At 55.0% G+C, this 22,973-nt stretch carries 20 protein-coding genes and 1 other RNA gene; 11 read left to right on the top strand and 10 right to left on the bottom strand.

Annotation, left to right across the window (positions count from 1 at the left end; genetic code table 11):
* Window positions 1-160: 160 nt before the first annotated feature.
* From AC3CHX_RS03435 to AC3CHX_RS03410, 6 genes are all read left to right on the top strand, one after another.
* Window positions 161-1,582 carry an MFS transporter gene (locus AC3CHX_RS03435; protein WP_488642705.1) on the top strand — a complete coding sequence of 474 codons (1,422 nt, stop codon included), beginning with the start codon at window positions 161-163 and terminating at the stop codon, window positions 1,580-1,582.
* 230 nt (window positions 1,583-1,812) lie between these two features.
* A complete protein-coding gene (locus tag AC3CHX_RS03430) occupies window positions 1,813-3,276 on the top strand; it encodes an efflux transporter outer membrane subunit (RefSeq protein WP_488642704.1) in 1,464 nt (487 codons plus the stop codon).
* Window positions 3,277-3,305: 29 nt separating this feature from the next.
* The gene (locus AC3CHX_RS03425) at window positions 3,306-4,472 is read left to right on the top strand and encodes an efflux RND transporter periplasmic adaptor subunit (RefSeq protein WP_488642703.1); all 1,167 of its coding nucleotides are present in this window, start codon (window positions 3,306-3,308) and stop codon (window positions 4,470-4,472) included.
* The gene (locus AC3CHX_RS03420; RefSeq protein ID WP_488642702.1) at window positions 4,469-7,636 is read left to right on the top strand and encodes an efflux RND transporter permease subunit; all 3,168 of its coding nucleotides are present in this window, start codon (window positions 4,469-4,471) and stop codon (window positions 7,634-7,636) included. The genes AC3CHX_RS03425 and AC3CHX_RS03420 overlap by 4 nt, the downstream gene beginning before the upstream one ends.
* Window positions 7,637-7,745: 109 nt before the next feature.
* Window positions 7,746-8,441, top strand: a complete 696-nt coding sequence (locus AC3CHX_RS03415; RefSeq protein WP_488642701.1) for a heavy metal response regulator transcription factor — start codon at window positions 7,746-7,748, stop codon at window positions 8,439-8,441.
* Window positions 8,438-9,820, top strand: a complete 1,383-nt coding sequence (locus AC3CHX_RS03410; protein ID WP_488642700.1) for a heavy metal sensor histidine kinase — start codon at window positions 8,438-8,440, stop codon at window positions 9,818-9,820. The genes AC3CHX_RS03415 and AC3CHX_RS03410 overlap by 4 nt, the downstream gene beginning before the upstream one ends.
* A 174-nt stretch (window positions 9,821-9,994) precedes the next feature.
* On the opposite strand, the gene ffs is transcribed toward AC3CHX_RS03410, so the two are convergent.
* Window positions 9,995-10,093: signal recognition particle sRNA small type (gene ffs / locus AC3CHX_RS03405), an RNA gene on the bottom strand.
* A gap of 79 nt (window positions 10,094-10,172) precedes the next feature.
* Window positions 10,173-11,657, bottom strand: a complete 1,485-nt coding sequence (gene ubiD / locus AC3CHX_RS03400; RefSeq protein WP_488642699.1) for a 4-hydroxy-3-polyprenylbenzoate decarboxylase — start codon at window positions 11,655-11,657, stop codon at window positions 10,173-10,175.
* Between the two features lie 499 nt (window positions 11,658-12,156).
* Here ubiD and AC3CHX_RS03395 point away from each other — a divergent pair, with 499 nt between their 5' ends.
* Window positions 12,157-13,242 (top strand): transglycosylase SLT domain-containing protein, encoded by a 1,086-nt coding sequence (locus AC3CHX_RS03395; RefSeq protein ID WP_488642698.1) that lies wholly within the window; start codon window positions 12,157-12,159, stop codon window positions 13,240-13,242.
* Between the two features lie 158 nt (window positions 13,243-13,400).
* Here the strand turns inward: AC3CHX_RS03395 and AC3CHX_RS03390 are convergent, their stop codons facing one another.
* Genes AC3CHX_RS03390 through AC3CHX_RS03375 form a run of 4 tightly spaced genes read right to left on the bottom strand, consistent with a single transcriptional unit; the run spans window position 13,401 to window position 17,067 of the window.
* Complete coding sequence (locus tag AC3CHX_RS03390; RefSeq protein WP_488642697.1) at window positions 13,401-14,126, bottom strand: ABC transporter ATP-binding protein; 726 nt, start codon at window positions 14,124-14,126, stop codon at window positions 13,401-13,403.
* The gene (locus AC3CHX_RS03385; RefSeq protein ID WP_488642696.1) at window positions 14,126-14,896 is read right to left on the bottom strand and encodes an ABC transporter ATP-binding protein; all 771 of its coding nucleotides are present in this window, start codon (window positions 14,894-14,896) and stop codon (window positions 14,126-14,128) included. Before AC3CHX_RS03385 ends, AC3CHX_RS03390 begins: the two co-directional genes overlap by 1 nt.
* Window positions 14,893-16,119, bottom strand: coding sequence for an ABC transporter permease subunit (locus AC3CHX_RS03380; RefSeq protein ID WP_488642695.1), 1,227 nt, complete (start codon window positions 16,117-16,119; stop codon window positions 14,893-14,895). The genes AC3CHX_RS03385 and AC3CHX_RS03380 overlap by 4 nt, the downstream gene beginning before the upstream one ends.
* 18 nt (window positions 16,120-16,137) lie before the next feature.
* Window positions 16,138-17,067 carry a branched-chain amino acid ABC transporter permease gene (locus AC3CHX_RS03375; RefSeq protein ID WP_488642694.1) on the bottom strand — a complete coding sequence of 310 codons (930 nt, stop codon included), beginning with the start codon at window positions 17,065-17,067 and terminating at the stop codon, window positions 16,138-16,140.
* Between the two features lie 187 nt (window positions 17,068-17,254).
* Here AC3CHX_RS03375 and AC3CHX_RS03370 point away from each other — a divergent pair, with 187 nt between their 5' ends.
* Complete coding sequence (locus AC3CHX_RS03370; protein ID WP_488642693.1) at window positions 17,255-17,497, top strand: hypothetical protein; 243 nt, start codon at window positions 17,255-17,257, stop codon at window positions 17,495-17,497.
* A gap of 397 nt (window positions 17,498-17,894) precedes the next feature.
* On the opposite strand, the gene ispH is transcribed toward AC3CHX_RS03370, so the two are convergent.
* Together ispH and AC3CHX_RS03360 are read right to left on the bottom strand one after the other, a co-directional pair.
* On the bottom strand, window positions 17,895-18,827 hold the full coding sequence (gene ispH / locus AC3CHX_RS03365; protein WP_488642692.1) for a 4-hydroxy-3-methylbut-2-enyl diphosphate reductase: 933 nt from the start codon (window positions 18,825-18,827) through the stop codon (window positions 17,895-17,897).
* Between the two features lie 65 nt (window positions 18,828-18,892).
* Window positions 18,893-19,348 (bottom strand): FKBP-type peptidyl-prolyl cis-trans isomerase, encoded by a 456-nt coding sequence (locus tag AC3CHX_RS03360; RefSeq protein ID WP_488642691.1) that lies wholly within the window; start codon window positions 19,346-19,348, stop codon window positions 18,893-18,895.
* 144 nt (window positions 19,349-19,492) lie between these two features.
* Here AC3CHX_RS03360 and radC point away from each other — a divergent pair, with 144 nt between their 5' ends.
* From radC to rpmG, 3 genes are all read left to right on the top strand, one after another.
* On the top strand, window positions 19,493-20,167 hold the full coding sequence (radC, locus tag AC3CHX_RS03355; RefSeq protein ID WP_488642690.1) for a RadC family protein: 675 nt from the start codon (window positions 19,493-19,495) through the stop codon (window positions 20,165-20,167).
* A gap of 133 nt (window positions 20,168-20,300) precedes the next feature.
* Window positions 20,301-20,537 carry a 50S ribosomal protein L28 gene (rpmB, locus tag AC3CHX_RS03350; RefSeq protein WP_108442476.1) on the top strand — a complete coding sequence of 79 codons (237 nt, stop codon included), beginning with the start codon at window positions 20,301-20,303 and terminating at the stop codon, window positions 20,535-20,537.
* A gap of 22 nt (window positions 20,538-20,559) precedes the next feature.
* Window positions 20,560-20,727, top strand: coding sequence for a 50S ribosomal protein L33 (gene rpmG, locus AC3CHX_RS03345; protein ID WP_009667251.1), 168 nt, complete (start codon window positions 20,560-20,562; stop codon window positions 20,725-20,727).
* Window positions 20,728-20,797: 70 nt separating this feature from the next.
* On the opposite strand, the gene AC3CHX_RS03340 is transcribed toward rpmG, so the two are convergent.
* Complete coding sequence (locus AC3CHX_RS03340) at window positions 20,798-21,277, bottom strand: DUF4019 domain-containing protein (protein WP_488642689.1); 480 nt, start codon at window positions 21,275-21,277, stop codon at window positions 20,798-20,800.
* Window positions 21,278-21,670: 393 nt separating this feature from the next.
* A complete protein-coding gene (locus AC3CHX_RS03335) occupies window positions 21,671-22,864 on the bottom strand; it encodes a DesA family fatty acid desaturase (protein WP_488642688.1) in 1,194 nt (397 codons plus the stop codon).
* Window positions 22,865-22,973 lie beyond the last annotated feature (109 nt).

Here is a 22,973-nt window from a genome sequence, read left to right as displayed (position 1 = left end):
GACGCCGGCAAGAAATTGTGCGCCATGTAATAATTTCGCCGTTCCGCAGTATTGCAATACTACTCAACTGCCCTCCAACCTTGGACTTTCTCGTGCTTCTTATAATGCAGCGGCGCCATCAGGCCAGTGCCAGACCATTCAATCGACACTATCCGACAACATGAGCCGACTTTTTGGCGACCTCGAGGGCGACGATGGCATCCCGGGCGCGCAGCGACGTGTGGCAATTGTTGTCATGATATTAGGTACAGGCATGACGGTACTCGACGGTTCCATCGTCAACGTTGCGCTGCCGATGATTGCGCGCAACTTGCAGGTCGATCCGTCGGCCGCCGTCTGGATCGCCAACGCCTACATGCTGGCCGGTGCGATGACCATGGTGGGGTTCGCCTCGCTCGGGGACGTGATTGGCTTTCGGCGACTGTATATGGGCGGCATTCTGTTATTTACCGCCACCTCGCTAGGCTGCGCCTTGTCGCAGTCATTGATGTCGCTGAATATAATGCGCTTTCTGCAGGGAATAGGCGCCGCGGCAGCCATGAGTATCGGCCCGGCGCTGTATCGAAATATTTTCCCCACCCGCTTGCTTGGGTCGGCCCTCGGCATCAATGCAATGGTGGTCGCCTCGTCGCTGGCCGCCGGCCCGGCCATCGGCGGCGGAATGCTATCGGTATTAAGCTGGCCGTGGTTATTCGCCGTCAACGTTCCGATCGGCATCTTCACACTACTATTGGCGCGCCGCGTGCTGCCGTCCGATCGCGGCCGGGGTGGCAAATTCGACATCGCCGGTGCCGCTTTATCGGCACTGGCGCTGGCCGCCGTCGTGCTGGCGGTCGATGGCTTATCCCGTCATGACAGCGTAGTCGATGAACTGGTCTTCGCTGCCGTTGCTTTGGTAGCGATAGCGCTATTTATTCTTCGGCAGCAGCGCGTTGCCGCACCTCTACTCCCATTGGATATTTTTTCTTCGATACGTTTTTCAATGGCGGTCGCCACGTCCCTATGCTCATTTATCGGCCAGGGGATTGCCTTTATTGCACTGCCGTTTCTGTTTCAAGGGGCTTACGGCTACAGTCCACTCATGTCGGCCGCCTTGTTTACACCATGGCCGGTGGCGATAGTCATCACCGCGCCAATCGCCGGCCGACTCGCCGATCGTTATCCGGCAGCGCTACTCTCGACTTGCGGCCTGGCTGTCTACACCATCGGCCTGGTTCTGCTGACCTGCCTTGGAGAACACGCCTCGATAGCCGACATTTTGTGGCGTGCTTTTGTTTGCGGACTGGGCTTCGGCTTTTTCCAAAGCCCGAATAACCGTGAAATGATGAGCAACGCCCCGCGCGCGCGCAGCGGTACGGCCTCCGGCGTGCTGGCAATCGCCCGCACGTTTGGCCAGTCGCTGGGCGCGGCGCTGGTGGCCATTGCACTGGCGGCGGCCGGCAGTCATCTTGCCACCGTCGATACGGCATCAATTGATGCCAGTGCAGTCCACCTGTCGCTGTGGGCTGCGGCTTGTGCCACGCTGCTTGCCACCATTATCAGCGCACTGCGTATTCGGCACGGAAAACCGGCGCATGGCTGAATCACGTCTGCATCACATTCAGCGGCAGGCAAACGGCAGCTGAACTGACTGCCGGTACATTGCTTTCCCTCCGGAAAGCAAGCGTTTGAAACTGACAAATTTGTCATATTCACGACAGCCTGCCGTCCCCTGGCTGCGCTTAAAGTACATCGGCAAGCATGCCTGTCCGGCAGCTACTTCCGTTGGCGGACACGCATATCGCCCGATAGCCACACCGCCAACCGCAGGCCATGACCCCTACAAAATTTCAGACCTATTTCAGCACGCACCTGGCCGCGTCTGCAGCACTCGTCACATTGCTGGCCGGCTGCGCCGTCGGCCCCGATTACGTGCGTCCGCAAATCGACACGCCGAGCGCCTACAAGGAAAACGGGCCGTGGAAAACGGCCACGCCGCAGCAGATTGACGCCAACCACAACTGGTGGGAAATTTACGGCGACGGCACCCTCAATGCGCTGATACTCGAAGCCAATCGGGCCAATCAAAATATCCATCAGGCCGAAGCACAATACAGACAGGCACGCGCCACTGCCGATGCCGCCCGTGCAGGTTTTTGGCCGACGTTGGGTGTCGGCGCCGGCGTTGGTCGTGCTCGCACCAACACCAATGGGATTAACGTCGGCAACAATTACAGTGCCGCCGTCGATGCCAGCTGGGAACCGGATATCTGGGGTAGCGTGCGGCGCTCGGTCGAATCAGGCGACGCCGGTAGTCAGGCCAGTGCCGCCGATCTGGCTGCAGCGCGGCTCAGTATCCAGACCACGTTGGCGCAGGACTATCTGCAACTGCGTGTGATCGATCAGCTGAAAGACCTCTATGCGCGCACCACTGCCGCCTATGTACGTTCGCTGCAACTGACCCAAAGTCAATACGCAGCCGGGGTAGCGTTACGCTCTGATGTAGCGCAAGCGGAAACGCAATTGAAAACCGCCGAAGCACAAGCGATTGATCTGGATGCCCAACGCGGCCAGCTGGAACACGCGATCGCCATTTTGCTGGGCAAGGCACCGGCCTCCTTTTCACTCACGCCGGTAGCGTCAGCTTCGACCTTATCTTTGGTAGCACATTTGCCGGTAGTGCCGCCCGGCCTGCCCTCCGACCTGTTGGAACGACGTCCGGACATTGCCGCCGCCGAACGCCGTGCAGCACTGGCCAACGCCAATATCGGGGTCGCCAAGGCCGCCTATTTCCCAGCCCTGATGTTAAGCGCCAGTGGCGGCTTCAATGCCAGCAGTTTGGCGCAATGGTTTGATACGCCTAGTCGGGTGTGGTCGCTCGGCGCGGCGTTGGCAGCAACCATATTCGATGGCGGTTTGCGGCGCGCTCACACCGCCCAGGCGATCGCCGCTTATGACAGCGCGGTAGCGCAATACAAACAAACTGTGTTGAGCGGTTTTCAGGATGTTGAAGACAATCTGACAACCTTGCACGTGCTGGACCAGGAAGGCGCCGTACAGGATCAGGCAGTCGCCGCAGCGGAGCTCTCGGCACGGCTGGCACTTAGTCAATACCGCGCCGGCACCACCACTTATTTGAGCGTGGTCAGCGCCCAGGCGATCGCCCTGAGTAACGCGCGCACAGCGGTGCAAATACGCGGCCGCCAACTGATCGCCAGCGTCGGCCTGATCAAAGCTATCGGTGGCGGCTGGGATGCTGCGGCGCTGAGCCAGGCCGCGCTGAACAAAGCCAATTAATAACGTCAATTCATTTCGCGAGTAAGCACATGTCCACACCATTTCTCCAACGCCGGTCGACGCATGTCAGCGGCGTTGCAATCCTGCTTCTGATTGCTGCCAGTGTCTGGAGCGTGAAGCACAAGGCAAGCGCAGTGGCGCCCGTCGCGAACCAGAATCTACCCGTGCAGGTGACTACCGCACCGGTCAAACAACAAGATGTACCGATGTATCTGACCGGGGTTGGCACCGTTACCGCCAACGCCAGCGTCATCGTCAGAACGCGGATTGACGGCCAGCTCGACAAAATCGGCTTTAGCGAAGGCCAGGATGTCAAAGCCGGACAGCTATTGGCACAAATCGATCCGCGTGCATTGCAGGCGCAACTGGAACAGGCACAAGCACAAAAAGCCAAGGATCAGGCGCAACTGACGAACGCCAGGCTGGACCTGCAACGCTACACCCTGCTGCGTCAGGAAGACGCTGCCACACAACAGACTCTGGACACGCAAAAAGCCCTGGTCGGTCAACTCGATGCCGCATTGAAAACCGATGATGCCCAGATCAGTTACGCCAAAGTACAGCTGAGCTACACCACGATCAATGCGCCGATCAGCGGCCGCGTCGGCGCGCGCCTGGTGGACGCCGGGAATGTGGTGCACGCCGCCGATGCGAATGGCCTGGTGGTGATTAACCAGATTGATCCGATTGCCACCGTATTCACTCTGCCTGAGGACAACTTTCAAGTCATCAATCAGGCGCTGCAAGGCAGTCATCAGCCATTAAAAGTGGCGGCGTTCGACCGGAATAGCAATCAGGCACTGGCCAACGGTCGCCTGACCCTACTCAACAACCAGATCGACGCCACCTCTGGCACGGTGCAATTGAAGGCAACGTTTGACAATCCGACGCACGTGCTGTGGCCCGGACAATATGTCAACGTCCGCCTCTATCTGCCCGACCTGGTACAGGCATTGACCGTCCCGGCCGCCGCGGTCCAGCGCAGTCAGGACGGCACTTACGCGTATGTCGTGAATGCCGATAGCAGCGTTAAAACGCAAGCCATTCATGTCTTGCAAATCCAGGATGACGTCGCCGTTATCGACCAGGGTCTGACTGCGGGTCAAAAGGTGGTCCTCGATGGCCAATACAAGCTCAAGCCCGGCGCTCAGATTGTTGAGAGCAACGCCGGCGCAGTAAAAGGAGCGGCTAAGTGAGCATCTCCGCTACTTTTATCAAGCGACCGATAGGCACCACGCTACTCGCGACCGCCATTCTGCTGGTCGGTATCGCGGTCTGGCCCTTGCTGCCGGTCGCACCGTTGCCGCAGGTCGATTTTCCGACGATACAGGTGTCTGCGAATCTGCCCGGGGCCAGTCCGGTAACCATGGCCTCGAATGTAGCGCAACCATTGGAACGACAGTTTTCGTTAATTTCCGGCCTGTCGCAAATGACCTCGGCCAGCGCCCTCGGCTCATCCCAGGTCACACTGCAATTCGATTTAAACCGGAATATCGATGCCGCAGCGCTCGACGTACAGGCCGCGATCAATGCCGCCGCCGGTCAACTGCCGGCCAACTTGCCGAACCCGCCGACGTTCCGCAAAATCAACCCGGCGGACTCGCCGATTCTGGTGATGTCGGTGCAATCGACGACGCTGCCATTGATTCAGGTCAACGATTACGCAGACAATATTCTGGCGCAGCAGATTTCGCAGATTTCCGGGGTCGGCCTGGTGAATATCGGCGGCGCCCAAAAGCCGGCGATACGGATTCAGGTCGACCCAGCCAAACTGTCTGCGTTGAGCATGAATCTGGAAGATATTCGCGGCGTCATTGCCACCACCACGGTCAATCAGCCGACCGGTACGGTCGATGGCGCCAGGCAAAGCTTCACCGTCTACACCAACGATCAGTTGCTCACCGCTAAGCCGTGGAACGACATGATTCTGGCTTACAAGAACGGCGCGCCTATCCGCGTGCGCGATCTCGGTGTCGCCATCGATGCACCGGAAAACATGAAGGTTGCCGGCTGGGCTTTTGCAGGAAAAGCTGCCCCGGCCGACAACACCGTGACCAACGGCCGCTCGATCGTGCTGGCGATTACCAAACAGCCGGGCGCCAACGTGATTGAGACGGTAGACCGGATCAAGGCCGCATTGCCACGCCTGCGCGCGGCGATTCCGCCGACGGTACGGGTGAATACCCTGATCGACCGCACCCAGACCATCCGCGCCTCGGTACTCGACGTCGAGTTCACCCTGATGCTGACGATTGCCTTGGTGGTGCTGGTTATTTTCATGTTCTTGCGGAACGTACCGGCGACCTTGATTCCAAGCGTCACCGTGCCGCTGGCGCTGATGGGGACGGCTGCCGTCATGTACCTGGTCGGCTTCAGTCTCGACAATCTGTCGCTGATGGCACTCACCATCTCGGTCGGTTTTGTGGTCGATGACGCGATTGTGATGCTGGAGAATATTTACCGCTATGTCGAACAAGGCATGACACCGATGGAGGCGGCCTACAAGGGTGCGGGCGAAATCGGCTTCACGATTATTTCGATTTCGGTGTCGCTGGTGGCGGTGTTCATTCCGCTGTTGCTGATGGGCGGCATTGTCGGTCGCCTGTTCCACGAGTTTGCGATTACCGTAACGCTGACGATCGTGCTATCGGTGATCGTTTCCCTGACCTTGACGCCGATGCTATGTTCGCGCTTTTTGCGCAATCATCACGACGAAAAACACGGTCGTCTGGCGCTCTGGTTCGAGCACGGGTTCGATGCCATGCTGAATGGCTACAAACGTGGCCTGCAGGTGGTGTTGCGTCATCAATTCTTCACCCTGTGCGTGTTTATTTGCACCATGATCGCCACCGTGTTGCTGTTCATTGTGATTCCCAAAGGCTTTTTCCCGCAGCAAGATACCGGCTTCGTTTTCGGTTTTGCCGAATCGGCGCAGGATGCATCATTCGCCTCGATGAATGCCAGGATGTTGAAACTGGCCGATGTGATTCGCCAGGATCCGGACGTTACCGGGTTCGGGATGAGCGGCGGTCAAACAACCTACAACACCGGCAATTTCTTTATCAGCCTGAAACCGAAAGACGAGGGACGCACCGCTACGGCCGACGAAGTGATTACCCGATTGCGTCCCCAGGTCGCCAAGATCCAGGGCGTCAACCTGTTCCTGCAAGCCGGGCAAGACATCAATGTCGGCGGCCGTCTGGCACGTACCCAATATCAATATACGATCATCGACTCGTCGCTGAGCGAGCTGAATCAGTGGGCGCCGAAACTGCTGGCCCGCTTCAGCAAATTGCCGCAACTGACCGATGTCGCCTCCGACCAGCAAAATGCGGCAGCGACGGCGAACCTGACCATCGACCGCGCGCGTGCTTCCAGTTTCGGCATTTCACCGGCGTTGATCGACTCGACGATTTATGACGCGATCGGTCAGCGTCAGGTGGCGCAATACTTTACGCAGGTGAACAGTTATCACGTGGTACTCGAAGTGACGCCGGCATTACAGACCGATCCGGCGTTGTTTGACAAACTGTATCTCACCTCGCCATTGACCGGGCAGCAGGTGCCGCTCTCCACCTTCGTCAAGGTAGATACCACCAAGACCGGTTTCCTGTCGATCAGCCATCAAAGTCAGTTTCCGGCGGTAACGATCTCATTCAATCTGGCGCCAGGCGTCGCACTCGGCGATGCCGTCGACGCGATTCAGAAAGCGCAGCAGGAAATGCGCGTACCGCAGACCTTAAGCGGTGCGTTCCAGGGCGCCGCTAAAGCGTTTGGCGATTCGCTATCGTCACAGCCGTATCTGATCGCTGCGGCGCTGGTCGCTGTGTATATTGTGCTTGGCTTGCTGTACGAGAGCTACATCCACCCGCTGACGATTCTGTCGACGCTGCCATCGGCGGGGGTCGGCGCCTTGCTGATCCTGATGGCGGGAGGCTATGATCTGAGCGTCATCGCATTAATCGGCATCATATTGTTGATCGGCATCGTCAAGAAAAATGGCATCATGATGGTCGACTTTGCACTCACTGCCGAACGAGAAAAAGGCATGACGCCGGAAGACGCGATTTTTCAGGCATGCCTGCTGCGCTTCCGCCCGATCATGATGACCACGATGTGTGCGCTACTCAGCGGACTGCCACTGATGCTGAGTCATGGTGCGGGATCGGAATTGCGCCGTCCACTGGGCTATGCAATGGTCGGCGGTTTGATTCTGTCCCAGATGCTGACACTGTTCACCACACCGGTGGTCTATCTGTATCTGGATCGTGCCCACCTGTGGTACGAGCGCCGCAAGAAAGAGCGCAAGGCACGCAAGGCGGCAGCCACGCAAACTGTGACCGTGCTAGAGTCAGAATAATGAAATCGCGATTCACTATTGGTAGATTCGCCGTCTTCAATCCGCACTTGAGCGCGAAGGTTGCTGCCACGTTTTACCAATAGATGATGTACCGGGGAATGCGCCAACAATGAAAATCCTGATCGTCGAAGATGAACTGAAAACCGCCGATTACCTGTATAAGGGTTTGACCGAGCAGGGTTGTACAGTCGATCTTGCACACAATGGCATCGACGGCCAGCATCTGGCATTGCAGCACGATTACGATGTCATTGTGCTGGACGTGATGCTGCCCGGAATCGACGGATTTTCTGTGTTGCGTGCGCTGCGCACCATCAAGCACACACCGGTCATCATGCTGACCGCGCGCGATCATGTCGAAGACCGGATCAAGGGCTTGCATGACGGCGCTGACGACTATCTGATCAAACCGTTTTCCTTCCTCGAATTACTGGCGCGACTGCAGGCATTGGCGCGGCGCGGCAGATCCCTGGAACCGAACCAGCTGCATATAGGCGATCTGCAAATCGACCTGCTCAGCCGCAAGGCTTATCGTGGGGATGGCGGCAATACCCGTATCGACCTCACCGCCAAGGAATTTTCGTTGCTGGTGGTGCTGGCGCGGCGCCAGGGTGAAATTCTGTCGAAAACGGCGATTGCCGAACTGGTCTGGGACATGAATTTCGACAGCAATACCAACGTCGTCGAAGTCGCCATCAAACGCCTGCGGGCCAAAATTGACATGCCATTCAGCCCTAAATTACTGCACACCATCCGTGGCATGGGCTATGTGCTGGAACTGCGCAAGGATGAGAAGTCCGAATGAAGCGCTCCATCACAGTGCGCCTGGTGGCGATGTTTGCCGCCGCAGCATTACTTATTTTTTCGCTGATCGGTGCGTCGCTGTATAGCGTGGTCCACAGTGAGCTGGAGCGGCATCAGCAGGAAGAACTGCACACCCTGTTCCAGGATATGCAATACATGGTTGAACACGTCGGCAGCGTCGAGCGCTGGCCCCGCGTGCAGGCAAAATTGGACACCCTGACACCAACCGACGGCAGTAAGCGCTTCTGGATCCTGAGCGACGATCCGCGCTTTCAGTTCGGCCATGGCCTGGCCGAGATTGACAATCTGCAGCGCGATCGCGATGGCTTAGGCAGCATGCAGTTGCGCAAACGCGCATATCCGCTGCGAACGATGACGAAAACCATCGCTGCGCTTGACGAGCGACCCGCGGTCCGACTGATCGTAGGAATCGACTCTGAACCGTATTTTCATACCTTGCACGCGTTCGTGATGGCGCTGATCGGCCTGTCACTGGCCGGCGTGATTCTGGTGATGCTGCTCGGCTACTGGATCGCGCAAGTCGGTCTGCGGCCTTTGAAACAGCTTTCCAACGAGGCCCGGATACTCAGTCCAAAAGCCCTGTCGCAACGCCTGCAAGTCGTCCGCTTGCCGGATGAATTATCAGACCTGGCAACCACCTTCAACGGCGCGCTGGATCGTATCGAAAACGCCTACAAACAACTCGAATGGTTCAATGCCGATGTCGCGCACGAGCTGCGCACACCATTGGCCAATTTGATAGGTGCCACCCAGGTTGCGCTATCGCGCGAGCGTAATGCGTCAGAGTTTGAGGAAGTGCTGCAATCGAATCTGGAAGAACTGGAGCGGGTCCGCTCGATCATCAACGACATGCTGTTCCTGGCGCGAGCGGATCAGGGGGAACCCGCAACCGGCCTGATTTACGCCTCGATCGCACTGCAGGTCAGAAAAACCGTCGAGTTTTTTGAATTCATCCTGGATGACAGCGGCATGACGGTCGGTATCACTGGCGACGTGAGCGTCGAAGCGCCGATCGAAACCGCCTTATTTCGACGGGCAATGAGCAATCTGCTGCAAAATGCGATTCAGCATTCACGCGCTGGTGCGCAAATTATGGTCGCCATTACGCGGCAGGCAAATGCGATCCAGATCGCCGTCTCCAATCCCGGCACGCCAATTCCCGAAGCGCATCTGCAACGACTGTTCGATCGTTTCTATCGGGTCGATGCGGCGCGTCACGATCGGGGAGAACTACATGGCTACGGACTCGGTCTGGCGATTGTCAGGGCGGTCGCCAACATGCATGGCGGCGGCGTGTTTGCCTCCTGTGCGGATGGCATGACCACGATAGGATTTAGCGTGCCGTTGGCAGCGAAATAAAATATGAAGCGAAGTATCAGGCCGGCGACATTCGTGTCGTGGACCAGTCGCATGCGTAATAGTTATTTATTTGAGGCGTGGCGCGCAGGCCGACTTTGACAACATCAGAGACTGTTTCTGCCATCATTTTCGACGTCTGTATAGGCCGAAAATGGAGAAACAATGGGAAATTAAAGAGGCGAGCCTTGTCTGCGGCACTTGCGGGAAATAGCTGTGGCTGCTTCGTTCCCGACCTGACCAGATTCACCATGCCGCAATGCGCAGGGGCCCGCCAGCCAGAATTGTACCGCATCAGCGCCCGACTGGCAGCGCTTTTTTGCGCTTGCGCCGCCAAACCGCTATAACAAGCCTGTTACAGGCCCAACTCTTGCCAAATTTGATCCACCCGCGCCTTGACCTCATCCGTCATCTTGATGGTAGTCCCCCACTCACGCGTAGTTTCGCCCGGCCATTTATTCGTCGCATCAATCCCCATTTTGCTGCCCAAGCCACTGACTGGCGACGCAAAGTCCAGATAGTCGATCGGCGTATTGTCAACCAATGTTGTGTCGCGAATAGGATCGACCCGCGTCGTGATCGCCCAGATGACTTCGTTCCAGTCACGAATATTCACATCCTCATCGACCACCACGATGAACTTGGTATACATGAATTGCCGCAAGAAGCTCCAGACTCCGAACATCACGCGCTTGGCATGGCCGGCGTACGCTTTCCTGATTTGCACCACGGCCATTCGATAGCTGCATCCTTCCGGCGGCAAATAGAAATCAATGATTTCAGAAAACTGCTTTTGCAATAGCGGTATGAAAACTTCATTGAGCGCCACACCCAACACCGCCGGCTCATCTGGCGGCTTGCCGGTATACGTGGAATGATAAATCGGCGAGCGGCGCATCGTAATGCGATCAATCGTGAACACCGGGAAGTAATCTTGCTCGTTGTAATACCCGGTGTGATCGCCGAAAGGCCCTTCCAGCGCCATCTCGTAGCCGGAAGGATGACTGGGGTCGGGATTGATATGACCTTCCAGCACAATTTCGGCCGAAGCCGGTACCCGTAGCTCACTACCGATCGCCTTGACGAGTTCGGTGCGACTGCCGCGTAACAAGCCGGCGAACTGATATTCCGACAAGCTGTCCGGCACCGGCGTCACCGCACCTAATATAGTAGCGGGATCGGCGCCCAGCGCCACCGCCACCGGATAAGGCTTGCCGCCGGTCGCAATCGCATGTTCGCGAAAGTCCAGCGCACCGCCACGATGCGCCAGCCAGCGCATGATCACCTTGTTGCGTGACAGCACCTGCTGTCGATAAATACCCAGATTCTGGCGCTTCTTGTGCGGCCCTTTGGTAATGACCAAACCCCAGGTAATTAACGGTGCGACGTCGCCTGGCCAGCAATGCTGGATCGGCAGCCTGGCCAGATCAACGTCGTTGCCCTCCCAGACGATTTCCTGACAAGCTGCCGAGCGACGCTCTTTCGGGGCCATATCCCAGAGCGATTTGACCAGTGAACCCAACCCCAGCAAATCTTTAAAATCCTTAGGCGGTTCCGGCTCTTTCAAGCGTGCCAGTACGTGACCGATACGGCGCAACTCGCTGACATCCTCCACCCCCATGCCTAAAGCTACCCGGCGTGGCGTGCCAAATAAATTTCCCAATACCGGCATCGTATGGCCGGTCGGATTTTCGAATAGCAACGCCGGACCGGCAGCGCGTAGGGTCCGATCGCATATTTCCGTCATTTCGAGGACCGGCGACACCGGCACCGACACATGTTTCAATTCGCCCAACTGTTCCAATTTGACAATAAAATCACGTAAATCTGTATATTTCATGGGTTTTGAATGTTTCTGTTTGTGAAGTCTGAAATTTAAGCATTTCATCCAAGCTATTGATTTTATTGACTTTTACTTTGCGATCACTACAATCATAAGATATAAAAGTTATAGCAATTACGTTTTATAGTGTTGACTTGATATAAACCGCCACCTACAATGCGCGTCAATCTTGATGATGCCTGGAAGAGTCAAAAGCACTTTTCGAGGCTCTCAACACCCACGGGATTGGGGTCCCAAATGACATTTTAAGGACTGTTTTCAAAAGGCGTCAGCCTTCTCCCCCAAAGAATTTGTTTGCAACTGGTCGGCATTTTTAACCTAATGTTGAATATTCCCAGCCACCAGTCAACTGCAAACATCACGACGTTTTGCGCGTTATACATGCAGGAAGCGCCAAGCGATATTGATTACGTTGCATGCGGGATTTAGCCGCAGTTTTGGCTTTCGTGCCCCTCTGGGGCCACCGCATGCAGCGCAACGATACAGGAGGTTCAATTTGTTAGTTCGATCAATAAAGGTAGGATCTACCAGGGTCAGAGTCGGCCCCAGCCAGACACCGCTAGACGTATTAAAGCAATTCGGCAGCCAATCTGCCAACTGGGCATTAATTTCAGCATCGACTGTCCGCAGCACCGTAAGTGACGTTATCGGCAACACCGGTATCGCAGGTATGTCCATCCTGATGGCGAGCCTGCTTACCATCACTGGGGTCAGTACACTGGCAGTCAAGCCAGAGCTGGCCGCGCAACTCAAAGCACTGCCGCTGTTTGCCGGCCATCAAAACAACGAGGTCGACGCTGCACCAAAAATGCCGGCTTCCGTAGCAAGCGCTCCGGATGTTGACATGGAGTCGCGTAAAGCCGGCAATTTGTCGGCAATGATTGCGGCGAACAATACGCCTAACCAGATCCATCCAGGCAACGTGATCAGCAAGGTCGCGCGACCTGTAGATGCGCATCAACAACAGTGGGTTACCAACTGGTTATCGAAGCGCTATCGCGTGGCTGGTGATGCTACCAACATGTTTGTCAGCACCGCTTACAAAACCGCCAAGGAAACCAAACTGGACCCACTGCTGATTCTGGCTGTGATGGCGATTGAATCCGGTTTTAACCCGTTTGCCGAGAGCCCTGTCGGCGCCCAAGGGTTGATGCAAGTGATGTCCAAGGTTCATCAAGAGAAGTTTGAGAATTTTGGTGGTGTTAAAGCAGCGCTTAATCCGGCTGCCAATATCAAGGTCGGATCACTGATCCTGAAGGATTACGTTACCCAGGGCGGTTCGATTGAGGCAGGCCTGAAACGCTATGTTGGCGCCGCCGCCTTTGCCAACGATGGCGGCTATGGCAATCGCGTACTCGCCGAATATCGTCGCCTGCAAGAGGTTGCTACTGGCAAGAACGTGCCCTCTACTGGCGGCATGGCGCCGACCCCGGCACTGAAGCCACGTCAGACACCGGTAGTAGCAACAACGCGAGCATCAGCCATCGAAGCGGCGGAAATGCCAGCTGACGCGGCAGCAGACGTCAAAGAACACCATCTGCAACAGTCAATGCGGCCAATCGGCCAAATGGCTGCAATTTAAGAAGCTGTAGATTGGTAAAAGTAGTAAAAAAATAAAAAAGGAGCCTGAGGCTCCTTTTTTATTACTGTGAATCTTGCATCAACTTCTTCGCGCCTGACAAAGCCCCCCTGTTGCGCTGCAATCGATCAACATCATCAACGCAACAAGGCGGCAAAGCGCTAGCCTTCGCCCAGATAGGCTGCCTTGACCTTAGGATCGTTGAGCATGTCTTTGGCGTTGCCGTTCATCGTCACCAGACCGGAATCCATCACATAGCCGCGGTGCGCCGCTTCCAGAGCCAGTTTCGCATTCTGTTCCACCAGCAGAATCGTGATGCCCTGGGCCGACACGGTACGGATGACTTCGAAGATCTTCTCGACCATGATTGGCGACAGACCCATCGACGGCTCATCCAGCAACAGCAGCTTCGGATGGCTCATCAGCGCGCGCGCCATGGCCAGCATCTGTTGCTCACCGCCAGACAGCGTACCGGCCATTTGTGCCGCACGTTCTTTCAAGCGTGGGAAGACGCCAAACCATTTCTCGACATCCGCATCGACTCCGGCCTTGTCGTCGCGAATATAAGCACCCATCAACAAATTCTCAAGGATGCTCATGCGGGTAAACACCCCCCGGCCTTCCGGCACCATCGCCAGATTTTGCTTGACCAGGTTGAACGAGTGGGTCCCCTTGATCGCCGTTCCCATGTAATGCAGCGCACCCTCGACCTTGCAATTCGGCAGGGTCCCGGTGATGGCCTTGAGCGTCGTCGTTTTACCGGCGCCATTGGCGCCAATCAACGTGACCAACTCTCCCTTATTGACTTCAAGGTCGATGCCCTTGACGGCCTGGATACCGCCGTACGCGACTTTGAGGCCCTGAACGCGCAGAATATTCTCAGCCATTAGTGACCACCTCCCAAGTAAGCTTCAATCACGGCCTGATTCTTCAGGATCTCCGCCGGCAATCCTTCGGCAATCGGCTTGCCATAATCCAGTACCGTCATGCGGTCGCACAGCCCCATGACCAGTTTGACGTCATGTTCAATCAGCAAAATTGTTTTTCCTTCGCTCTTGATTTTCACCAGCAGTTCACGCAGACCGAGTTTTTCAGTGGCATTCATCCCGGCAGCTGGTTCGTCCAGAGCCAGCAACTGCGGCTCGGTCGCCAGCGCCCGGGCGATTTCCAGCCGGCGCTGATCGCCATACGATAAATTGCGCGACGTCCGCTCGGCAAAGCGGGCGATGCCCACGAAGTCGAGCAAGGCCATCGAACGCGCACGGATTGCAGCCTCCTCGCGGCGTGCGGCCGGATGCCGGAAGACGGCACCGAACACGCCCTGATGACTGCGTACATGGCAACCGACCATGACGTTTTCGAGTGCGGTCATTTCACCGAACAGGCGAATGTTCTGGAACGTCCGGGCAATCCCCGCCTTCGCCACTTCATGCGGTGCCGACGGCGAGTAAGGCTTGCCGGCCAACTCGAACGAACCCGTGTCGGGCTGATACAAACCGGTAATGACGTTGAAAAAGGTCGTCTTGCCGGCGCCGTTAGGACCGATCAGGCCATAAATCTGGCCTTTCAAAATCTTGACGCTGACTTCCGACAAGGCCTGCAGGCCGCCAAATCGTTTGTTGACGCCAGAGATATTCAGAATAATTTGTTCGCTCATGAGATCTCCTTAAGCTGCGACGACGTCAAGTCATATTGTGGTTTATCGATATCGGGGTCAGGCCTGTCCTCGTGTTTTGGCGCTGGCCACAAACCGGATGGACGGGTCAACATGATCACTACCATGGCCAGACCGTACAGCAACTGGCGCAACACCTCGGCATCCACCAGGACCTTGCCGAAGATCGCCATCTGTACCGGCTCCACCGTATGGCGCAACACTTCCGGCAAGGCGGACAGCAAGACCGCACCCAGCACGACGCCTGGAATATGCCCCATGCCGCCCAACACCACCATCGCCAACACTGCAATCGATTCTGTCAACGAGAACGACTCCGGCGACACGAAGCCCTGGAACGAGGCAAACATGGCACCGGCCACGCCGGCAAACGAGGCGCCCATGGCAAACGCCAGCAACTTGACGTTACGGGTGTTGATCCCCATTGCCTTGGCCGCGATTTCGTCTTCGCGAATCGCCACCCAGGCACGGCCCAGACGTGAATGCTGCAAGCGCACCGTCACAAAAATGATCGCGATGCACAGCGCCAGGAACAAAAAGTAGTACGCATTCACCGAAGGTATACCGAAGCCGCCAAAATGGACGGTCGCATTCGAACCGCGCTCGCCTGCCAGCGACACCCCGAAAATGTGAATCGGGTCAATCAGGTTGATCCCTTGCGGACCATTCGTGATATTCACCGGTGCATTCAGATTGTTCATGAAAATCCGGATGATTTCACCGAAACCGAGCGTCACGATGGCCAGATAGTCGCCGCGCAACTTCAGCGTCGGAGTCCCCAGAATGACGCCAAACAAGGCCGTCAGCGCCGCCCCCATTGGCACAATCACCCAGACCGACAAGTGGATGCCGTTCTGGACGATTTCCGGTCCATACACCGAGACCAGGAAATTGCCGACAGCAGGATAATTGTTAACGAACGACTCCAGCACTGCCGCAAACTGCGGCGATGCCAGCAAGCCGGTCATGTAAGCGCCAATCGCATAAAACGCGATATAGCCCAGATCGAGCAGACCGGCAAAGCCGACCACGATGTTCAGCCCCAGCGCCAGCATGACGTACAACAAGGCGAAGTCCATGATGCGGACCCAGGAGTTACCGTAGTTGGCGGCAACAAAGGGGAAGGCTATCAGGAAGATCGCCAGGACGGCCAGACTGCCGTAGGCTTGCGCCGGATTTTTTTTAGTATCGAAATAATTTGCCATGAGTCTCTCCTGTGACGGTTAAGCACGATCCGCCACACGTTCGCCCATGATGCCGGACGGACGCAGTGTCAGTACGATGATCAGTACGATGAACGCGAAAATATCCTGGTAATTACTCCCGAGGAAATTACCGGTCAGGTCACCGATATACCCGGCCCCCAGACTTTCGATCAGGCCGAGCAAGACACCGCCCAACATGGCACCATAAATATTCCCGATACCGCCCAATACCGCCGCGGAAAACGCTTTCAGACCCGGCACGAAGCCCATCGCGAATTGCGCGGACGAATAGTTGGCGCCCCACATCACGCCGGCGACAGCCGCCAGGGCCGCACCAATCGCAAACGTCATGACGATCACCCGATTCGAGTCGACCCCCATCAGGCCGGCGACCCGCGGATTCTCCGCGGTAGCGCGCATGGCACGACCCATCTTGGTTTTTTCAACCAGCAACACCAGGCCGACCATCGCCGCTGTCGCCAATATCAGCAACATGATCTGGGTGGGAGAAATCAGTGCGCCCAGCACATGCACCGGATCCGATGACATCACCTGCGGCACCGGCAAGGGACTACGGCCCCAGATCATCATCGCAAACGTCTGCAACAGGATGGAGACGCCGATCGCAGTGATCAGCGGCGCCAGACGCGGCGCATTGCGCAACGGCCGGTAGGCGACCCGTTCGATTATCAGGTTGACGATCACGCACACCGGGATTGCACCGCCGATCGCGATCATCAGTTTGACGATGCCGGGCAGATCCGGCACATAGGCTTGCACTAATTTGAGGATCGACAGACCGACCATCGCACCGATCATCAAAATATCGCCATGGGCGAAATTGATCAGATTCAAGACGCCGTACACCATCGTGTAACCCAGCGCGATCAATGCATACATGCTTCCCAGCACTAAGCCATTGATAATTTGTTGGATAAAGGTATCCATGATTTCCTTGTTCTAATGTGATTCGGTTCAAATCGGCCTATACCAAGCAGACACGGTATGACGGCCGATATGGTGCTGCACAGCAAAAATCGTTCCCGATATAAAAACGGCACCCGGGAGAAGTCCTGGCGTGCCATTGGGAAGCTTCGCTGATTAACTAGAAAGGCAAGTGAAAGGGAAAATTTGCATGATCGGAATGCCAGCAATTGATGAAATGCGCATGATAGTTGTCTCCTATTTCGTTTTTTTAAAAGGACTTTTTTTACTCGCTTTATTTGATTGGCACCCTCTGCGAGAGATCAGCACCAAAACAGGGCGAATTATAACTATGGGTGCGTTAACAGGTTTGGTCAATAAGCAATCCGACAGCTTCTGCATGCACAGTATGGGCTGGATCCATAGTTTTTTGTCTCCTTTGTTCTCTGACTGAAGAACGTTTTTGTAAATTTATATTTATATTGATGCCCGTCATCAAACTGCCCACGAAAATCGGGCGCGTTATAGCCACATTCTGCGAGTCGGTAACCTTAGTAGGTTCCACAGTCAGCGTAGCAATCGTTAGCTGCGGGCTCAACGTTTTATTTATTAGCGGCGCCGTCATAATAACGAGGAAAAGCAAAAACTATCGACGGAAAACCACGCCCTACCCTGAATTTTATTTCGTCACAGCACTGCGGAGGAATGCGAGGACGAAAAAAAGCCCCGTGAACAGATCACGAGGCGATTAACACCTGCCGAGCAAAAGCATCGATGCGAAAATTCAGGTCAGACCGGCCAGGTAACTGACGCGTCGGTCCCCAAGCTGCGCCGAATGTGTTGACTATGCATTAAACCCGCGTCAACCCCTTAGGCATCGGAAACGTCACATTCTCTTCAACCCCTTCAAGCGGCCGCACGCTTTTAGCGCCGTACTCCTTGAGACGGTCGATCACCGCCTGCACCAGTACTTCTGGTGCAGAAGCGCCCGCCGTGACGCCGACGCGTGGCTTGTCCTGCAACCATGCCGAATCGATTTGCGATGCATTGTCGACCATATAGGCAACCGTACCCATTTTTTCGGCGACTTCGCGCAGACGGTTGGAATTGGAACTGTTCGGGCTACCGACCACGATCACGACATCCACCTGTGGCGCCATGAACTTGACTGCTTGCTGGCGATTGGTAGTGGCGTAACAGATGTCGCCTTTTTTGGGTTCGGTAATACTCGGGAATTTCTGTTTCAATGCGGCAATCACATCCGCAGTGTCATCCACCGACAAGGTAGTCTGCGAAACGTAGGATAACATCTCCGGATCTGTCACTTGCAGCTTTTCGACGTCGGCGACGGTTTCGACCAGATGCATCCCCTGCTCGGTCTGCCCCATGGTGCCTTCCACTTCCGGATGGCCATCGTGACCGATCATGATGATCTCCCGACCTTCCCGGCGCATCTTGGCGACTTCGATATGCACCTTGGTCACCAGCGGACAGGTCGCATCAAACACCTTCAGCCCGCGTTGCTCGGCCTCAGCCTGCACCGCCTTGGAAACGCCATGCGCGGAGAAAATAACGGTATTCCCGGGCGGCACATCGGCCAGCTCTTCGATGAACACCGCACCTTTTTCGCGCAGATCAGCGACCACATAAGCATTATGTACAATTTCGTGGCGCACATAAATCGGCGCGCCGAACTGTATAAGTGCGCGCTCGACAATTTCAATCGCACGATCAACTCCAGCGCAAAAGCCGCGTGGTTGAGCCAACAAAATTTCTTTATCCATGATCTGATCCGTGAAAGCACGCAACTGCCATAAAACTGGGCTGTAAACTTAAATCTGCGGCAGCCTTACAAAATACCGATGATTTTTACTTCAAACTGTACCTGCTGGCCAGCCAGGGGATGATTGAAGTCGAACAAGGCGCTCTGCTCATCAATTTCACGCAATACACCGGCAAACTGCCCCCCGCCCGGGGCCGCGAATTCGACCAGATCGCCGATCCGATAATCTTCTCCGAGCTGCGAATTTTGTCTGAGGGTAGCGCGCGAAACACGTTGAATCAGCTCAGGATTACGTGGACCGAACGCCTGCTCGGGCGGCAATTCAAAGGTTTTGTGTGTGCCTTCGGGCAAACCCAGCAGGCAGCTTTCCAGAAACGGCGCCAGTTGCCCCATGCCAAACTGCAGCGTCGCTGGCGACGCATTAAAAGTGCTGACAATATCGTCACCGGCCTGCGAGGCCAAACGATAGTGGAGGGTCAGATAGGATGCTTCGGTAACTAGCGGTACGAATGAATTAGACATGAATGGAAGTGCGAAATGGCAACTAAGCGTCGGAACCACATATTGTAAGCCACCTTCAGGCATAAGGTTCCGCCTGGCGAGATTCTGCCACCATCAGTTAGCAAGAAATTTTGGACAATAGAGTGAATAACGGGAAAATAAACCATGGCAATTACCGACTGGCCGCTTGACCAGCGACCACGCGAGCGCTTAATTCGACTCGGTCCGATAGCTCTTTCCGACGCCGAACTGCTGGCGGTATTTCTCAGAGTTGGCGTTGCTGGAAAAAGTGCTGTCGATCTGGGTCGCGACATGACAACCCACTTCGGTTCGCTCAATCGCCTGTTTTCCGCCTCGCTCAACGACTTTTCTGTTATTAATGGACTCGGCCCTGCCAAGTTCGCCCAATTGCAGGCTGTGCTGGAGTTGGCGCGCCGCGCCTTGACGGAAGAATTGCGCAGCGGAAACAATCTCAGTTCGCCCCAGGCGGTAAAACAATACTTGCAGTTATCAATGGCAAACAAAGCTTACGAATCGTTTGTAGTGCTTTTCCTGGATGTCAAAAATCGTCTGATTGCGCCCGAAGAGTTATTCCGAGGTACCTTGACGCACACCAGCGTTTATCCGCGCGAAGTGGTCAAAGCTGCACTTGCACACAACGCCGCCAGCGTGATCCTGGCGCACAATCACCCTTCCGGTACCCCAGAGCCAAGCGCAGCCGACCGCAATCTGACCATGACGCTAAAACAGGCGCTGGCATTGGTTGACATCCGCATTCTGGATCACTTCGTCATAGCCGGAACGAGAGTGTATTCGTTCGCTGAACATGGCGATTTGTAACCATCACAGCTCAAATTGTTAAATACAACAAATACAAAAAGACACACTTGTTTTCGCCAAGTTATTGAAAAACATCAGCTTTTTATATATACTCACACTTTTTCCAATTTCGGAAATCATTGAGGAGTAAAACATGGCACGTGTCTGCCAAGTCACCGGGAAGAAGCCGATGGTCGGCAACAATGTTTCCCATGCAAACAACAAGACAAAACGTCGCTTTTTGCCTAACCTGCAAAATCGCCGCATTTTTGTTGAGTCAGAAAACCGCTGGGTCTCCCTGCGGCTTTCCAACGCCGGTCTGCGCGTTATTGACAAACTCGGCATCGATGCCGTACTGGTCGATATGCGTGCTCGTGGCGAAAAAGTCTAACTAGCAGAATAAAGGAAGCATCATGGCGAAATCAGGCCGCGACAAAATCAAGTTGGAATCGACCGCTGGTACAGGTCATTTCTACACAACTACAAAAAACAAGCGTACAACACCGGAAAAAATGTCGATCATGAAATTTGATCCAAAGGTTCGTAAGCACGTTGAATACAAAGAGACCAAGATCAAGTAATTGATCCAGTCTCAAAAAAGCCCCGCAAGACATAGTCTTGCGGGGCTTTTTTTATTCTCGCCGGATTGAATTATTTGGCTGCTGGTGCGGGCGCTGCTGCCGACGCAGGCTGAATCTTATGTACAACGTACCCAACCGGCACCCAACGACCACCAGTCTGCACCAACGACACCGCCTCTGCAGTTGGTGCATTGGCGAAGCGGGAAGAAAATACCACATTCACATACACGCCCTTAGGCAAATTAGCCGGCTGTCCAAGCCGCACCACTTGCGCCCACTCACGACCATCGAGAGACCCCAAATCATTGCGCAGATTTGCCACGTACTTGGCCCAGTCTTCCTTGCTGATGCTTTTCTGCATCACTGCACCACTTGCAGTCCACATCCGCTCGGCCTGGTTCGCGTCCGCAAGCGTCGCCCACTGAGCCGCCGCAGTCACTGCTGCGTCTAGCGATACTGTTTGAGCGTAGGCGTAGCCACTGCCCAACATTGCGCCAATAACCAACACACTGGCTACTCCGAATTGTTTGAATGACAGGGATTGAGTCATATTTTCCTCTCAAGATATGAAGTGATGCGAAGAATAGTATGCACTTAATTATTTTATTCCCGAAAACCAGGTGTGCTCGACAAAACAACACAAACCAGCCAATTTGGCACGTTGCCTGGCATCCTGGTTCAGCACATTTTCAGCAAATATGCGCCTTGTTTTCATATCATAACTCGCCGCTGGGTAATGCCCTCAAAGAGAAATACCCCGCCCAGGCTCCACCATAATTCACGCATGCTTACTATTTTTACGCCCCGGGTTCACGCCATGGCACGGCAAACTTACCTGGCAGCCTGAAAGCCACAGGAAGTTAAATAGGCAGAATAAAGTCAGCCGGCAATCGACGAAAAAAAACGGCCTTAAAAAGACCGTTCTATTTTGCATACCCCTGCGTCAGGAATAACTACGCAGGCGCAGAGAAAACTCTTGCAAAGCCTTGATTTTAGAAGCCTCGGCGCGTGCACACCAATCTTGCAACTGGTGCAGCAACTGGTCGCGCGTGAAGTGCGAACGCTCCCAAATCACGCCTAATTCGACCCGCATCTCGTGCATGGTTTGCAGCGCTTTGCTGTGCAGGAACAACTCGGTCAACTGTTGCTTTTGTGGTGCTTCCAATTTGGTTGGCTCACGTTGTAACAATTTCTTCGACGATTTCAGAAAACCGGATTCCAGTGCGGCTTTGCCAGCCAGATGCTCGCGCTCTTCCTGCCAGGCGCTCTTCAATGACTTGGCATATTTCGCCATCACATCGTAGCGGTTGGCGATCACCGATTGGAGCGTATCCAGATCCGGTACCAGCTTGGCGCTATTGAACTTCGGTGCCGGTGCAATTTTCTTGACCTTGGCCAGCCCAACCATTTCGAGCATGCGGATATACATCCAGCCGATATCGAACTCATACCACTTCGACGACAGCTTGGCCGAGGTGCCAAAAGTATGGTGGTTGTTATGCAGTTCTTCGCCACCGATAAGGATGCCGAACGGGATGATGTTGGTAGCTGCATCATTGCAGTCGTAGTTACGGTAACCCCAATAGTGACCAATGCCGTTGATGATGCCGGCAGCAGTAATCGGGATCCACAACATTTGCACTGCCCATACCGTCAAACCAATCACCCCGAACAAGGCAATATCGATAACCAACATCAGGACGATACCCAGCGCGCTGTGCTTTGTATAGACATTGCGCTCCATCCAGTCATCTGGTGTGCCATGCCCATATTTTTCCATCGTTTCAGCGACTTTGGATTCGGCACGATACAACTCGGCACCTTCCAACAGGACTTTTTTGATGCCGCGCGTTACCGGGCTATGCGGATCTTCTTCAGTCTCGCATTTAGCGTGATGCTTGCGATGAATCGCAGCCCATTCCTTGGTGACCATACCAGTGCTCAGCCACAACCAGAAACGAAAGAAATGACTAGGGATTGCATGCAGATCAAGCGCGCGGTGGGCTTGGCATCGATGCAGATAAATGGTGACTCCAGCGATGGTGATATGGGTAACTGCGAGCGTAAAGATGACTATTTGCCATGCAGTTGCTCCAGTCAAACCATTCGACAGAAAATCAATAATTGCATTGAACACTAAGTGTCCTCCAGAAGTGATGACAGCGCAGCAGCAGAATTTGGCGCTCGTTTCTTGTAAGTTCAGGGTAAGTTCGCGGGTAGTTACCAGTTACTTAAGCGAAATTAAC

Source organism: Glaciimonas sp. OK215 (assembly GCF_057787885.1).
The sequence above is the reverse complement of the archived record's forward strand: the minus strand, read 5'-3'. Positions and strand labels throughout refer to the sequence as shown.